Origin of the sequence: Neobacillus sp. CF12 (assembly GCF_030348765.1) — a bacterium.
GTDB lineage: Bacteria > Bacillota > Bacilli > Bacillales > Cytobacillaceae > Neobacillus.
The window spans coordinates 4,356,100-4,369,999 of record NZ_JAUCEU010000007.1; the positions used below are offsets into that span (position 1 = coordinate 4,356,100).

Below are 13,900 nucleotides of genomic sequence, written 5' to 3' on the forward strand. Positions count from 1 at the left end.
AATTGAAAAGACTATTATTGGTGTATTCTCTATTAATCATTGCCTTTCTTGTGTACTTAATGAATTACCAATCACGCGAATCCATCGCAAGTCTGGATGGAACGCCAAAAGGACTACAGGGAGAAATGGATGAGAAATATGTCATGGTTACCTTTCAAGCTGGGATTGATTATTGGAAGAATATATTAAAAGGATTTGAGGATGGTGCCCAAGCACTAAATGTATCCGTGGAATACCAGGGTGCGGCGCAATATGATGTGAATGAGCAAATCACCGTTCTGGAGCAGGTCATTGCGAGAAAGCCTTCAGGGATTGCACTTTCCGCTATCCATCCGGATGCACTCGATGTAACCATCTACAAAGCCATTGAAGCAGGAATTCCTGTTGTCCTATTTGATTCTGATGCTCCCAAAAGCAATGCCTATTCGTATATAGGCACAAATAATTATAATGCAGGTGTTACCGCAGCCCATGAAATAGCGGATATGATCAATCATAGCGGAAAGGTTGCTGTTATCACGATTCCTAATCAACAAAACCAAATCGATCGGTTGAATGGTTTTCAAGAGACAATTGAAAAACAATTCCCTAACATTGAACTGGTGGCAATAAAAGACGGTGAAGGCAATCAATTAGTGGCCAGGCAAGTTGCAAGTGATATATTAACTGAACATCCGGATTTAAAAGGAATTTTCGCAACGGAAGCAAATGGTGGAGTTGGGGTTGGAGAAGCCACTCTTCAACTAAAAAAAGGCAACCAAGTTAAAATTGTTAGTTTTGATACAGATAAGCAAACGCTGGATATGGTAAAGGACGGAACGATTACAGCCACGATTGCTCAGGGAACGTGGGACATGGGGTATTGGTCTTTAAATTATTTGTTCCATCTTCAGCACGATCTGATTAAACCTCAAATGGATCCATATACAAGCGAAATTCTTCCGAAAATGGATACGGGTATAGCTGTGGTGACAAAAAGAAATGTAGATAAATATTATGCGAAATAGGCCAGCCGTAGAATTGAGTGATAGCGTTGAAGAAAATAACCTCATTAGAAATAAATGATTTACCGATTCGTTTTAAAATCATAGCTCTCTTGCTAGTAATTAGTATTCTGCCTTCCATTGGTTTTGGTTCTTTAATTAATATCGGAGTGGATAAAGTAATTGAAAAACAAACAACTGGGCATACCCTGCAATTACTAGGTCAAGCCAACAAATCGTTAGAATCATACATAGAAAATATGCAAGATATCTCCTATATCATTTCTTTTAATCCGGACATTCACACCTTTCTTCAAGGTAATGGAAATCTAGGGAGCTATAATCAGTATGAGATTAGGCAATTTTTGCAAGGCTTTACAACCGTTAATCCTGAAATTGCTGGTATTCTATTGATAAATAGTAAGGGTACCTATATCAGTAATGAGATGTATGCTCAAGATTTCCAAGCTGTAACAGATGAAGGGTGGTATCGAACAGCAGTTGAAAATAATGGGATATTTAAGATTATCGGCCACCCTGCGAATAGAAGTTTTAAAACTCATGTGAATTATCGGAACAGTGAAATTGTTTCGGGTGCGCGGGCGATTCTGGACCCCGAAACGCAAACGGTGATTGGCGTTATTTTAATCGATTTAAAAGTAAGAGTGATATCCGAAATTATGGAGGATATAAAATTAGGAAAAACAGGCTATTTAATGGTCATGGATGACGAGGGGGAAGTCATTTATTCCCCACAACCATCTTTAGTGAATCAGATACAACAAAGATGGTTTGTAAAAGGTTCCTCAGGGACTTTTTCAAAAAATATTGATGGAGAAAATATGCAATTTATTTATAGAAAATCCCCCTTTGCGAATTTAACGACAATCGGAATATTTTCATCCAATGACTCGGTGATGGAGGCTCGCCAAATTAACTTTTATGTGATTACTTTTTTATTTATTGTTTGCGCGTTTGGAATTGGCGCTTCTTATTATTTATCCTATTCGATGTCAAGACCGATTAATCAATTAAATGCTTTTATGAATCAAGTGGAATCAGGGGATTTATCGATTCGCTACAAGGGAGAGCGGGCGGATGAAATTGGAATGTTGGGACGCAGTTTTAATAAAATGTTGGAACAAATTAGCAAATTGATTTCGTTAATTGAAACCCAGGGACGGCAAAAGCGGGACGCTGAATTACAGACGCTACAGTCACAGATTAAACCACACTTTTTATACAATACGTTGGACACCATTAATTGGATGGCGCGCAAGAAAGAGGCATTGGATGTAGCTGAAGTAGTCGAATCCTTATCACAGTTATTTCGAATTGGTTTAAGCAAAGGAAATGACATGATCCCATTGGAAAAAGAAATCGAGCATATTTATAGTTATTTAAAAATCCAAAAAGCTAGATATAAAGATAAATTGAATTATAGTATCTCAATAGATCCTAATCTATCCAAGCTATTAGTGGTTAAGTTAATCTTGCAGCCAATTGTTGAAAATGCCATTTATCATGGTATTAAGGAAAGGCGGGGGCCTGGGCATATTTCAATCATTGGTGAAGAAAGAGAAGGTAATTTGGTCCTTCTTGTTAAGGATGATGGAGTTGGAATTCCAGAGGAGAGATTAACCATTTTAAATGAAAATTTATCCACTAACTTTGATAGCCTTGAAGAAACGAAGACGATGACAACCAATATTGGTTATGGGGTAATGAATGTACAAGCCAGAATAAAGTTAACGTATGGAGAGCCATATGGTATATCCATTGATAGTATTCGAGGTAAAGGTACAACTGTGAAAATCCTGCTACCTTTAAATATGATGAACCTAGGTCCTAAAACGTAAAGAGGTGGTATGTTTGCAACCGTTAGTAAAAGTTTTAATCGCAGACGATGAGCCCAATATTCGAGAAGGCATTCGATATTCGGTCGATTGGCATGAAATTGGGATGGAAGTAGTGGCAGAAGCCGAAGATGGTGAAGAAGCATTGGAATTGGCGCTAAACTATGAAGTGGATGTCCTTTTAGCTGACTTGAATATGCCGATTATGAACGGATTAACATTAATCAAGAATATAAAAGAAAATCTTCCAAAGTGCAGGGTAGTCATTATTTCTGGCCATGATGAATTTAGTTATGCTCAAGAGGCTTTACGATTAAAGGTTGAGGATTATATTTTAAAGCCAATAAAACCTGATAATCTAACAGAGGTTCTAAAAAAAGTACATCATAAACTGCAAACTAAGACAGCGGAAAGAAAGTATTTAGAAATCGTCTCGAACCACATTTCACAAAATACATTGATCATTCAAGAGCAGTTTTGTCTAAATTGGGTTGAAGGAAATTTAACTGATGGAAAGATAAAGGAGCAGTTGAATTTTTGGGGGCTTCCAGAGGAAGTACCTCAATTACTGGCAGTCGTTCGGATTCAGGAATTAGAAATGAAACAGCCACTCATACAAGGGACTGATAAGGAAGTTTTTATATTTAAGGTTAAGCAAATTATAGTAGAGGTTTTGGAAAAGCAGCATAAGTTGGTTTTTAGTGATGAATCAGGACTTCTATTCATTTTATTATGGGGTTACGTACAAGAAGAAACTTTCTCAAAAATTGAAAAGAGGATTGAATCCTATTTGCATGTGTCTCCAACTGTTTTTTCAACGTCGATTACAGGAGACTTCGATTGTGTTCCTTCTAGCTACCAGAGTTATAAAAAGAGGGCCCATGAAGAGTTTCAAGTTTCACCAATTGTAAGGCGGGCGAAAAATTATATACGTGAGCAATACACCAACCCAGAACTAACATTAGAAGGTGTTGCCCAAGAGTTACAAATATCATCTGTTTATTTAAGCAGGATGATTAAACAAGGACTGGGAACTTCCTTTGTAGGTTTAGTGACTGAAATGAGAATCAAAAAGGCCATGATGCTGCTGAATTCTACCAATCTACAAGTAAATGAAATAGCAGAACAAGTAGGTTATGAAACTCAGCATTATTTTAGTACTTCTTTTAAGAAGGTTGTAGGTGTTTCTCCCAATCAGTACCGAAAAGGTGCTGTACTGCTGCCAAATGAATAAATTTAACCAAAAGGGTGAGGACCAATTATTAACAGGTTCTCACCCTTTTTATATGCTTTAAAATGAAAACGCTTTAAATTAAGTTAAAATTTTATAAAAATTGTTAATTTTCTAAAAAGACGAGTTGGTTTACCCTTGGTATGATGTGTTTAGAGAAGGGCAACTAGCCTGACTAATAAAAATGAGGGGGATTACAATGAAAAAGTTTATGTCTTTATTTTTAGTTGCATTACTAACGATTGCATTAGTTGCGTGCAACAATCAGGAAGCAAATGGTGGTTCGAATGGAAAGGATTCTGGTGATCAAATTGTTTTTGGATACACCTCTATGACACAAAATAATCCATTCTTCCAAGTACTTGAAGAGTCTATTCGCAAGGAAGTTGAGGGAAATGGCGATAAATTGATCACGATGAATCCAGCAATGGACGTAGCGCTTCAAATTAACCAAATTGAGGATATGATTGCACAGGGAATCGATGCCATTTTCTTAAATCCAGTAGACTGGGAAGGAATTAGACCTGCACTCGTTATGCTCGAAGAAGCAGGTATTCCCATCATTAACTATGACACAGAAGTTAAAGACTTTAAATATGTTACCGCTTACGTTGGTTCGGATAACAAAAATGCGGGTCGTGTGGCTGGCCAAGATTTAGTGAAAAGATTCCCAGATGGTGGGAAAATTGTCATCCTTGATAGCCCAACAATGAATTCTATCAATGACCGAATTGCAGGATTTGAGGAAGCAATAAAAGGAAAAGGTTTTGAAGTGGTTGCGCAGCAAGATGCAAAAGGGGATTTAGAAACAGCTCTTGATGTAACAGAAGATATCCTTCAAGCTCACAAAGATGTAATCGCTATCATGGGCGGGAATGACCCTACAGCTTTAGGTGCTGTAGCTGCGGCAAAGGCTGCTAATAGAACTGACATTGCCATTTATGGTGTTGATGGATCTCCAGATGCAAAAGCCGCTATTTCAGAAGGCGGACTGTTTGTTGGTACAGGAGCACAGTCACCAATTTCCATTGGAGTTAAATCTGTAGAAGTGGCTTATAAAGTTCTGAACAAAGAGAAAATTGAAAAGAGAACTCCAGTTGAAACCTTCTTAATTAACAAAGAAAATGTAGGGAAATATGGGGTAGATGGCTGGCAATAAGATGAAACAATATTAATAAGATTAGCGGTGGCTCAAAATACAAGTTTTAGTTTTTGGGTCACCCTTATTCATTAAATGAGGTGGATTACATGAGCGGCAAACTGTTGGAAATGAAAGGTGTAACAAAAAAGTTTCCTGGGGTTTATGCTTTAAAAGGGGTTGATTTTGACCTTGAAGGCGGAGAAGTTCACGCACTTCTAGGAGAAAATGGTGCAGGGAAATCAACTCTCATGAAAATACTGAATGGTATTTATAGCATAGATGAAGGGAAAATCTTTATAAAAGGCAATGAAGTCCAGATTACCGGTGTAAAAGATGCACAGAAATACGGCATCAGTATCATTCACCAAGAAATCAGTTTAGTTCCTTATTTATCGATAGCTGAAAATATCTATTTAGGACGAGAGCCTTTAACAAAAGCAGGGTTTATTGATAAAAGAACCATGTATGAAAATGCTCAAAAATTTCTGGACGATTTCGACTTAGGCTTATCAGCTAAAACGATGATTCATACACTCAATGTTGCTCAACAACAAATGATCGAAATCATAAAAGCGGTATCCTTTCAATCAAAGATTATAGTAATGGACGAACCAACTTCTTCGTTAACGGAAAAAGAAGTAGAGTTCTTATTTAAGACCATTCGAAACTTAAAAAAGCAAGGTGTTGGAATGGTTTATATCTCTCATAGAATGAATGAATTATTTGAAATAACCGATAGAATCACAGTAATGAGAGATGGAACGTATATTGGGACCGTAAAAACAAAAGAAACGACCAATGACAAACTCATCTCGATGATGGTGGGCCGTGATTTAACCAATTACTATGTAAGGGATTTTGCACCATCAGGGGAAAGTGTCTTAAAGGTGAGTAATCTAACGAAAAAAGGTGTTATTGAAAATGCCAGTTTTGAATTAAGGAAAGGTGAAATCTTAGGTTTTTCTGGTCTAGTTGGTGCAGGCAGATCCGAACTTATGAAGTGCATCTTTGGTTTAGACTCATTTGAACAAGGCGAAATATTTGTAAATGGTGAAAAAACAACGATAAAAAATCCGAATGATGCCATCAGAAATAGGATTGCTTATGTGACTGAAAATCGAAAAGAAGAAGGATTATTCCTCATTCAATCAGTCCGATACAACATCACCATTAAAATTATGGATGAATTTATCAAATTCTTTAAGGTTGACTCTAACTATGAAAATAATGAAACCAATAACTATATAAAGGAATTATCGATTAAAACACCAAGCCCTGACCAAGAAGTGAAAAACTTAAGTGGCGGGAATCAGCAAAAAGTCTTGATTTCCAGATGGTTGGCAACGAAGCCTAAAGTTTTGATTCTTGATGAACCAACAAGAGGTGTTGATGTTGGCGCCAAGGCAGAAATTTACTCCATCATGAACAGATTGGTTAAAGAAGGTGTTTCAATTATCATGATTTCCTCTGAACTCCCTGAAGTAATCAATATGAGTGATAGGGTTGCGGTTATGTGCAAGGGAAAAATCCAAAAGATATTAACGAAAGAGCGTTTTAGTCAAGAAACGATTATGCATTACGCTACAGGAGGTAATTGACATGGCTCAAATGTCCATTCAAGTAAAAAAGAGAGAAAATATGCTTTTAGATGTAGGTGTTGGGATTAAAGATTTTGTTCGAAATAATATGGGAATCCTAATCGGTCTTTTCGTTTTATGTATCATCATTTCGGTTATCAACCCCAACTTTTTAACATCAAATAATCTATTAAATGTGTTAAGACAAACATCAACAAATCTATATTTGGCCCTGGCCATGACCATGATTATTATTTTAGGTGGAATTGATCTTTCTGTAGGATCGATTATGGCCGTCGTCGGTGTTGTGACTACTAGTTTAATAGCCTTTTTAGGGGCACCTGTTTTAGTAGCGGTTGCTGCAGGTCTTTTGGTAGGTGTCTTAATTGGGGCGGTAAATGGATATGTAGCTGCTACTACCATCATTCCTCCGTTTATTATTACTCTTGCAACGATGAATATCGCACGTGGTGCTGCTTATGTTTTGACGGATGGAAAACCGGTTCGTGTTATGTCAGATTCTTTTAACTTTATCGGTTCTGGTTATATTGGGGGCATCTTACCGACACCCGTCCTATACTTAATTATTCTATTAATCGTGTGCTATTTTATTATGAATAAAACAAAGCTTGGCAGACATATGTATGCCGTGGGAGGAAATGCGGAAGCAGCTAAATTCTCGGGTATTAATATTAAAAAAGTAAAGTTCTTTGCTTACGCCTTTAGCGGGTTAATGGCTGCTATAGCTGGAATTGTACTTGCTTCACGTATGTTCTCAGGTCAGCCCACTGCGGGAAATGCGGCAGAACTAGACGCAATCGCAGCCGTGGTTTTAGGGGGAACGAGTATGACCGGCGGTTACGGCAGGATAGGTGGTACTGTCATTGGTGCACTTATTATTGGTGTACTTAGTAATGGATTAAACTTAATGGGCGTAAGTTCATTTTGGCAATTTATTGTAAAAGGGATCGTCATTTTAGTAGCGGTTTATGCGGATGTTATTAAAAGAAGGAAGGGCTAGGAAGTCTAGGTCCAACTAAAAATAGTTTGATAGGTGGTGAACATAAGGTGGGCGCTTCATTGAAAGAGGGAATTGCATTTGCTGGTACGATTGCTGTGGATGAAATTAAGAAAATTGATAAGTATCCCAATAAATCAGAATTAACAACAATCCGTAGTGTTGCTAGGTCAAATGGGGGAGCAGTATCAAATTGTGCGATCACATTAGCAAAAATTGACCCCAATGTGCCGATTGAAATTATAGCTCTTCTTGGCGATGACGATAAAGGGCATTTCCTAAAAGAGAGATTAGGAAACTATAAAAGCATTGATATGAGCCATGTGAAAGTAATAGGAGATACTCCCTTTACGGACGTGATTCAGGATGAGTTTGATCACACTAGGACCTTTTTTACCTACCGGGGCAATTCTCATTTATTTGATGAGAATACAATCAATTTTAATAGAATAAACGCTAAGATACTCCATATTGCCTACATTCTCTTATTAGATTCTTTAGATCAAGAAGACGATGAATACGGCACAAAGATGGCTAAGGTATTGAAACAAGCTCAAGACAAAGGGATTAAAACATCCATCGACATTGTCAGTGAAAATAGTGATCGATATGAAAAACTTGTCCCTCCATGTTTAAAGTATACAAACTACTGTGTGATTAATGAACTAGAAGCAGGCAAAAGTGTTGGAATCAGTTTAAGAGATTCATCAGGGAAATTAATCACCGCTAATATAAACAAGGTTCTTTACAGATTAAAAGAATTTGGAGTCAGAGACTGGGTGGTAATCCATACTCCGGAAGGCAGCTTTGGCTTTGATGGATCCACCATCTATAGCATTCCTTCCTTATTGCTAGATCGTCAATGGATTAAAGGAACTGTAGGTGCAGGTGATGCTTATGTGACAGGTGTATTATATGGGGCTTTAAAGGGCTTGGACCTTCCAGAGTCCATGAAGTTAGGCACGGCAGCAGCAGTCTCTTCTTTATTTGCGGAGGATAGTACGTCTGGAATTAAATCCTACGAACAACTGGTGGCAATGTATGCGGATTTTTCGAAAAGAGAAAAAATTGAATTGTAAAAGGGGTACGATAGGATGTTAGTTACATTAAAGGAAATTTTATCAAATGCGGAAAAGGGAAATTACGCAGTAGGTGCTTTTAACTCTCCAACTTTAGAATCAGCAAGGGCCGCTGTTGAAGCAGCAGAAGAATTGCAGGTACCGATTATTTTGTCACATGCGGAAGTACACTTTGAAATTACTCCCCTCGAAGTCATGGGTCCCATTTTGGTGGAATTAGCTAAAAAGGCAAGTGTTCCAGTAGCGGTACATCTTGATCATGGCTCAAATCTCGAAAATGTTAAAAGAGCCATTGATGTTGGTTTTAGCTCTGTGATGATTGATGCCTCACATATGAGTTATGAAGAGAATGTTAAAACGGTCGCAGAAGTAGTTGCATATGCACAAAAGCATCATGTATCTGTAGAAGCAGAACTAGGAATGATTACTTCATCTGGCATTGGCGGAGAAGAAACGCCCAGTGGTGAGCATCATATGGATGGTGAGGCAGCTGACTTTTATACTGATCCGGAAGTGGCAAAAGACTTTGTTGAGAGAACGGAAATTGATGCACTAGCAGCCTCTTTCGGAACGGTTCATGGAATCTATCTCAAGGAACCAAAACTAGATTTTGATCGCCTAAAATCGATTTACGAAAACATCCAAAAACCAGTTGTCATGCATGGTGGTTCAGGATTGAGTGAGGAAGAATATGTAACGGCTATCAATTCTGGAGTAAGAAAAATAAATTACTATAGTTATTCTGCGAAAGCGGGAGCAGAAGCCATTAAAGAATATATCGATAGCCACTCCAATCATTTTTATCATGACTTTGCAGTTGTGGCAAAAGAAGCAATTAAAAAGGATGTTAAAAGGGCGATGGAAATCTTTTTAAACAAAAATAAAGTAGTTAGGTAACGAAGGAGGAAAAAGAGTGGACCGACAGAGTTACGAAGAAATAAAGATCAAGGCTTTAGATTTATTCGATAGAGCAAATATCATTCTCACGGAAGAGGAGAAACAGGCAGTAGAAGTTGCTGATTTTGGGCTTGAAAAGGTAGAAGATACAGGATTGCAATTGATAACATACGTAAATACAGATCTTGTTTGTGCAAAGGAGCTTGCTTTACTCCCCTATCAAACGTGCCCGGAGCACAAGCACCCAAAAAGGGATTTTGATGAAGGGAAAGAAGAGACCTTTAGATGTCGTTACGGAACCGTTTATCTATATGTAGAAGGAGAAGAATCAGCCAATCGTTCTACGAACCCACCGGCAGGGGATGAAGAGTACTACACCGTATTCCATGAAATTATATTACATCCAGGAGAGCAATATACCATTTATCCGAATACACTCCATTGGTTTAAAGCAGGAAGTGAAGGGGCAATTGTCTCCGAATTTTCAACAAGAAGTACAGATGAAAGTGATATATTCACAGATCCTAGAATTAAAAGATTACCAGAAATAAATTAAAAGGGAGAGACACCATAACAACATATGGTGTCTTTTTGTATATGGGGTGGTGCCTGTCATCCCACCGAAGTTTGTCGATTTTGTAGGTAATTTGTCGTGGTATATTTTATCTAATTTTGAAGGAATTAGCCGAGTTCATGTCGAATAATTACTTAAATATTTTGACTGTTTTTGTAGGATTTGAGTATGCCAGGGATTCTATTAATCAAAACTACTAACGGGAATTTATGGAAAAATGGGGATGTTATCAAATTAACTGTGGAAGGTGCAAAAGGTATGATACCTAAACTAAAACCAATAGATTCACAAATCGAGACTACGCAGCATCAACTTTACATACCAGTTGTAGCTAAATTTTGGATAAGCCACTGTTTTGCGCTTATTTGGTTATGCATTTCGATATACATTGCTTTCCCATGGTTAATGGATTTATCTTATCAGCTATCATTTCCGCTGGCATTACTTATCATTGGAGGACTCGCATACATTCCAGGTTATATGAATGCTTTTCTGATTATTAGTTTGCTTTTGGATCGGCAGCCCCCTTCTAAGAATGAAGATCCTCACGAAGAGATTACGATCCTTATTGCTGCACATAATGAGGAAGACAAGATTTTTCAAACGTTGCAATATATTGATAGACAAGATTATTCAGGTAAAATAAATGTCATCGTTATTAATAACTGTTCAACAGATGAAACGGTTAATGAGGTAAGAAAGGCAAAGAAGAAATTGTCGATTGACATTAAGTTAATCCATGAAAATAAACCTGGAAAGTTTCACGCATTAAATCACGCACTAAAGGCTGTTTCCACTGCCTTTTTCATTACCTTGGATGCAGATACTCTCCTTCACCCATCTTCTATCCGTTATCTCGTATCAAGGATTCAATCCAGCCCAGAGGAAGTTTGTGCAGTCGCTGGCAGCGTTTTAGCAAAAAACAGCAGAGAGAATTTATTAACGAAGATGCAAGAATGGGATTATTTTTTGGGCATCGCATCCATTAAAAGACTTCAGGGGCTATATCAAGGAACATTAGTTGCCCAGGGTGCTTATAGTTTGTACAAGACAGAATGTATTAAAGAAGTGGGCGGTTGGCCGGATGCCATCGGTGAAGATATTGTCTTAACATGGCGTCTTCTCCAAAGAAATTGGAAGGTTTACTTTGAGCCATGCGCTGTTGCCTTTACCGAAGTTCCCAGCTCTCTTAAACATTTGGTACGGCAGCGTGCAAGATGGGCAAGAGGTATGATTGAAGGATTACATGAAGTAAAACCCTGGAAACAGCCGCAAATATATGTGAAATATATGACTGGGATCAATTTAATCATGCCTTTCTTGGATTTAACCTTCACATTATTTTGGATTCCCGGGCTCCTATTGGCGTTTTTCGGAAACTACTTGATTGTTGGTCCAGCAACATTATTTGTTCTGCCACTGACCCTTATGAGTTATAGTATTCTATATTTTCATCAAAGAAATTTTGTATTTAGGCGTTTGCAACTTAGAATTCGTAAGAATATAGTAGGGTTTATTTTTTACTTCCTTGGCTATCAAATGATTATGTCGCCCGTATCAGTTTACGGTTATGTACAAGAGATTTTTAAATTTCAGAGAAGATGGAAGTGACCATGGGGACGGTTCTTTTGGTCTAATCTCACTTGTGGACCGTGAGAACCGTCCCACTGGATTCTAATTGTGGACAATATCAATCAGTGTAATTTCACGGGTTGGATTTAAAGCATTCTTCAATGCGAGTTCAAACTCAGATAATGAATTAGGCCTTACTCCTTTTATTCCAAAGCTCTCAGCAAGCTGTAAAAAGTCGGGGTTACCAAAGTCTGTGCCAAAGCTATGACTGAATTTCTCCTGCATCATTTGTTCTTCTAAATTTAGTGTGGAATTATTTAGAACAATGATGATAAAAGATAGACCTAACCGTTTGGCCGTCTCTAATTCGGAAATATTCATTAATGCCCCTCCATCCCCAGTAATACAAATGACCGGAGCGTTTGGGCATGCTAATTTAGCACCAATGGCTCCAGGTATGGCAATGCCCATTGAGGCTAATCCATTAGAGATAATCAGCCGGCCGGCATGTTTTGGTTGATACTTACGGGCAATGGAAACTTTGTGGGCACCTACATCAGAAATGACAATGGTTTCTTCTGTTGTTAGTTTTTCAATAACGGATAGGATATTTTCTATCGTTAAAGATTGATCTTCATTTAGTTCTACATTGATTTGATACGCTGCCTCAATCATTTCTTTACGATTCCCCATCGGCACCCATGGTTTAGAGGAAATATCCAGTTTATTAAGCACTTGGAATGTCTCCATTAAATCACCGACCAACTCACACCGAACAGGGTAGTGCTCGTCCATCTCGGCTGGCAATGGATCGATATGTAAAATTGGGCGCATCTTTTTATTCCAGTCCTTAGGGAGTTTTTCCACAAAATCAAACCCAACGACAAGTAATAAATCAGCTTCCTCTATAATCGGCACTACTTCATCCTTCTTGTTAAACCCAAATGTATAATAATTTAGGAGGTGATCTTTAGGTAAAATCCCTTTGGCCATAAAACTATGGATAACAGGTGCTTTTAAGTTCTCAACAAAGGTCAGGAGTTCTGTCGCTGCGTCTTGCCTGATAACTCCGTTTCCTACAATGACTACTGGTTTCTGGCTCTGACTTATTAGAGTGTGGGCAGCCTCTATAGCTTGTGAAACAGGTGTGCTTTTTGGATTAGGTGTAACAGGTATTGGGTGGGTTGGAATCATTTGTGGCGCTAAGTTCTCTGGCAGTTCGATTAAAACAGGACCTGGCTTTTCCATCATAGCTACCCTAAATGCTTTTCGAATAATGGTTGAGATCGTTTGCGAATCTTTAATTTGAACACTCCACTTTGTAGCGGGCTCAAACATTTTAACGATATCTAAATATTGGTGGGATTCTAAATGCTGTCTTTCAAGACCTGCTTGTCCTGTAATGGCCACAACGGGAGAATGGTCCAGATTTGCACTGGCTATACCGGTCAAAAGATTTGTTGCTCCAGGACCTAATGTAGCTAAACAAACGCCAACTTTTTTCGATAGTCTACCGTAAACGTCTGCCATAAAAGCTGCTCCTTGTTCATGACGAACATTCACAAACTGGATATGTTTAGATTTAGACAATGAATCCATCAAGTCAAGGGTTTCCTTCCCCATAATGCCAAAAACATACTCAACACCCTCATTTTCTAAACACATAACCAGTAAATCTGTTGCTTTCATAAGGCACCCCTTTCAAACTGTATTTTTCCTATTTTACCCATTAATTTACTAACAAACCAAAATAACCATGGGGACGGTTCTATTGGTCTAACCTGATAAAAAAGCCAAGAGAACCGTCCCTAAGAATTGCAAGGGAGAAGTGAAAATGGAATTATTAGTGACCAAAGAAAAAGTTAAATTAGCAATAGTAATTGGTTGTTTTTTTAGGGGCAAATCGCATAAAAACTGGCCGATGTTTTCCTGTGGTCTTGAAGATGCCGCGTAGAGCCAGAGTGAAAAGCAG

11 protein-coding genes are annotated in these 13,900 nt (G+C 38.1%); 10 read left to right on the plus strand and 1 reads right to left on the minus strand.

Annotation, left to right across the window (positions count from 1 at the left end):
- The first annotated feature begins 2 nt into the window (after positions 1–2).
- The 10 genes from QUG14_RS20620 (at position 3) to QUG14_RS20665 (ending at position 11,967) form a co-directional block, all read left to right on the plus strand.
- Positions 3–1,007 carry a substrate-binding domain-containing protein gene (locus tag QUG14_RS20620; protein WP_289342309.1) on the plus strand — a complete coding sequence of 335 codons (1,005 nt, stop codon included), beginning with the start codon at positions 3–5 and terminating at the stop codon, positions 1,005–1,007.
- Positions 1,008–1,033: 26 nt separating this feature from the next.
- The gene (locus QUG14_RS20625; protein ID WP_289342310.1) at positions 1,034–2,842 is read left to right on the plus strand and encodes a cache domain-containing sensor histidine kinase; all 1,809 of its coding nucleotides are present in this window, start codon (positions 1,034–1,036) and stop codon (positions 2,840–2,842) included.
- A gap of 13 nt (positions 2,843–2,855) precedes the next feature.
- Complete coding sequence (locus QUG14_RS20630; protein WP_289342311.1) at positions 2,856–4,073, plus strand: response regulator transcription factor; 1,218 nt, start codon at positions 2,856–2,858, stop codon at positions 4,071–4,073.
- A 196-nt stretch (positions 4,074–4,269) separates the two neighbouring features.
- A complete protein-coding gene (locus QUG14_RS20635) occupies positions 4,270–5,229 on the plus strand; it encodes a sugar ABC transporter substrate-binding protein (RefSeq protein WP_289342312.1) in 960 nt (319 codons plus the stop codon).
- 89 nt (positions 5,230–5,318) lie between these two features.
- On the plus strand, positions 5,319–6,809 hold the full coding sequence (locus QUG14_RS20640; RefSeq protein WP_289342313.1) for a sugar ABC transporter ATP-binding protein: 1,491 nt from the start codon (positions 5,319–5,321) through the stop codon (positions 6,807–6,809).
- Between the two features lies 1 nt (position 6,810).
- Positions 6,811–7,809, plus strand: coding sequence for an ABC transporter permease (locus QUG14_RS20645; RefSeq protein ID WP_289342314.1), 999 nt, complete (start codon positions 6,811–6,813; stop codon positions 7,807–7,809).
- A 59-nt stretch (positions 7,810–7,868) separates the two neighbouring features.
- On the plus strand, positions 7,869–8,885 hold the full coding sequence (locus tag QUG14_RS20650) for a carbohydrate kinase family protein (protein ID WP_289342315.1): 1,017 nt from the start codon (positions 7,869–7,871) through the stop codon (positions 8,883–8,885).
- A 15-nt stretch (positions 8,886–8,900) separates the two neighbouring features.
- On the plus strand, positions 8,901–9,782 hold the full coding sequence (locus QUG14_RS20655; RefSeq protein WP_289342316.1) for a class II fructose-bisphosphate aldolase: 882 nt from the start codon (positions 8,901–8,903) through the stop codon (positions 9,780–9,782).
- 16 nt (positions 9,783–9,798) lie between these two features.
- Positions 9,799–10,338, plus strand: a complete 540-nt coding sequence (locus tag QUG14_RS20660; RefSeq protein ID WP_289342317.1) for a D-lyxose/D-mannose family sugar isomerase — start codon at positions 9,799–9,801, stop codon at positions 10,336–10,338.
- Between the two features lie 276 nt (positions 10,339–10,614).
- Positions 10,615–11,967, plus strand: coding sequence for a glycosyltransferase family 2 protein (locus QUG14_RS20665; RefSeq protein ID WP_289344198.1), 1,353 nt, complete (start codon positions 10,615–10,617; stop codon positions 11,965–11,967).
- A 63-nt stretch (positions 11,968–12,030) separates the two neighbouring features.
- Here the strand turns inward: QUG14_RS20665 and QUG14_RS20670 are convergent, their stop codons facing one another.
- Complete coding sequence (locus QUG14_RS20670) at positions 12,031–13,617, minus strand: acetolactate synthase large subunit (protein ID WP_289342318.1); 1,587 nt, start codon at positions 13,615–13,617, stop codon at positions 12,031–12,033.
- Positions 13,618–13,900: the final 283 nt, after the last annotated feature.

Coding starts and splice junctions, on each gene's coding strand:
- QUG14_RS20635 (WP_289342312.1), top strand. CDS start 4,270: ATGAAAAAGTTTATGTCTTTATTTTTAGTTGCATTACTAACGATTGCA.
- QUG14_RS20640 (WP_289342313.1), top strand. CDS start 5,319: ATGAGCGGCAAACTGTTGGAAATGAAAGGTGTAACAAAAAAGTTTCCT.
- QUG14_RS20645 (WP_289342314.1), top strand. CDS start 6,811: ATGGCTCAAATGTCCATTCAAGTAAAAAAGAGAGAAAATATGCTTTTA.
- QUG14_RS20655 (WP_289342316.1), top strand. CDS start 8,901: ATGTTAGTTACATTAAAGGAAATTTTATCAAATGCGGAAAAGGGAAAT.
- QUG14_RS20665 (WP_289344198.1), top strand. CDS start 10,615: ATGATACCTAAACTAAAACCAATAGATTCACAAATCGAGACTACGCAG.
- QUG14_RS20670 (WP_289342318.1), bottom strand. CDS start 13,617: ATGAAAGCAACAGATTTACTGGTTATGTGTTTAGAAAATGAGGGTGTT.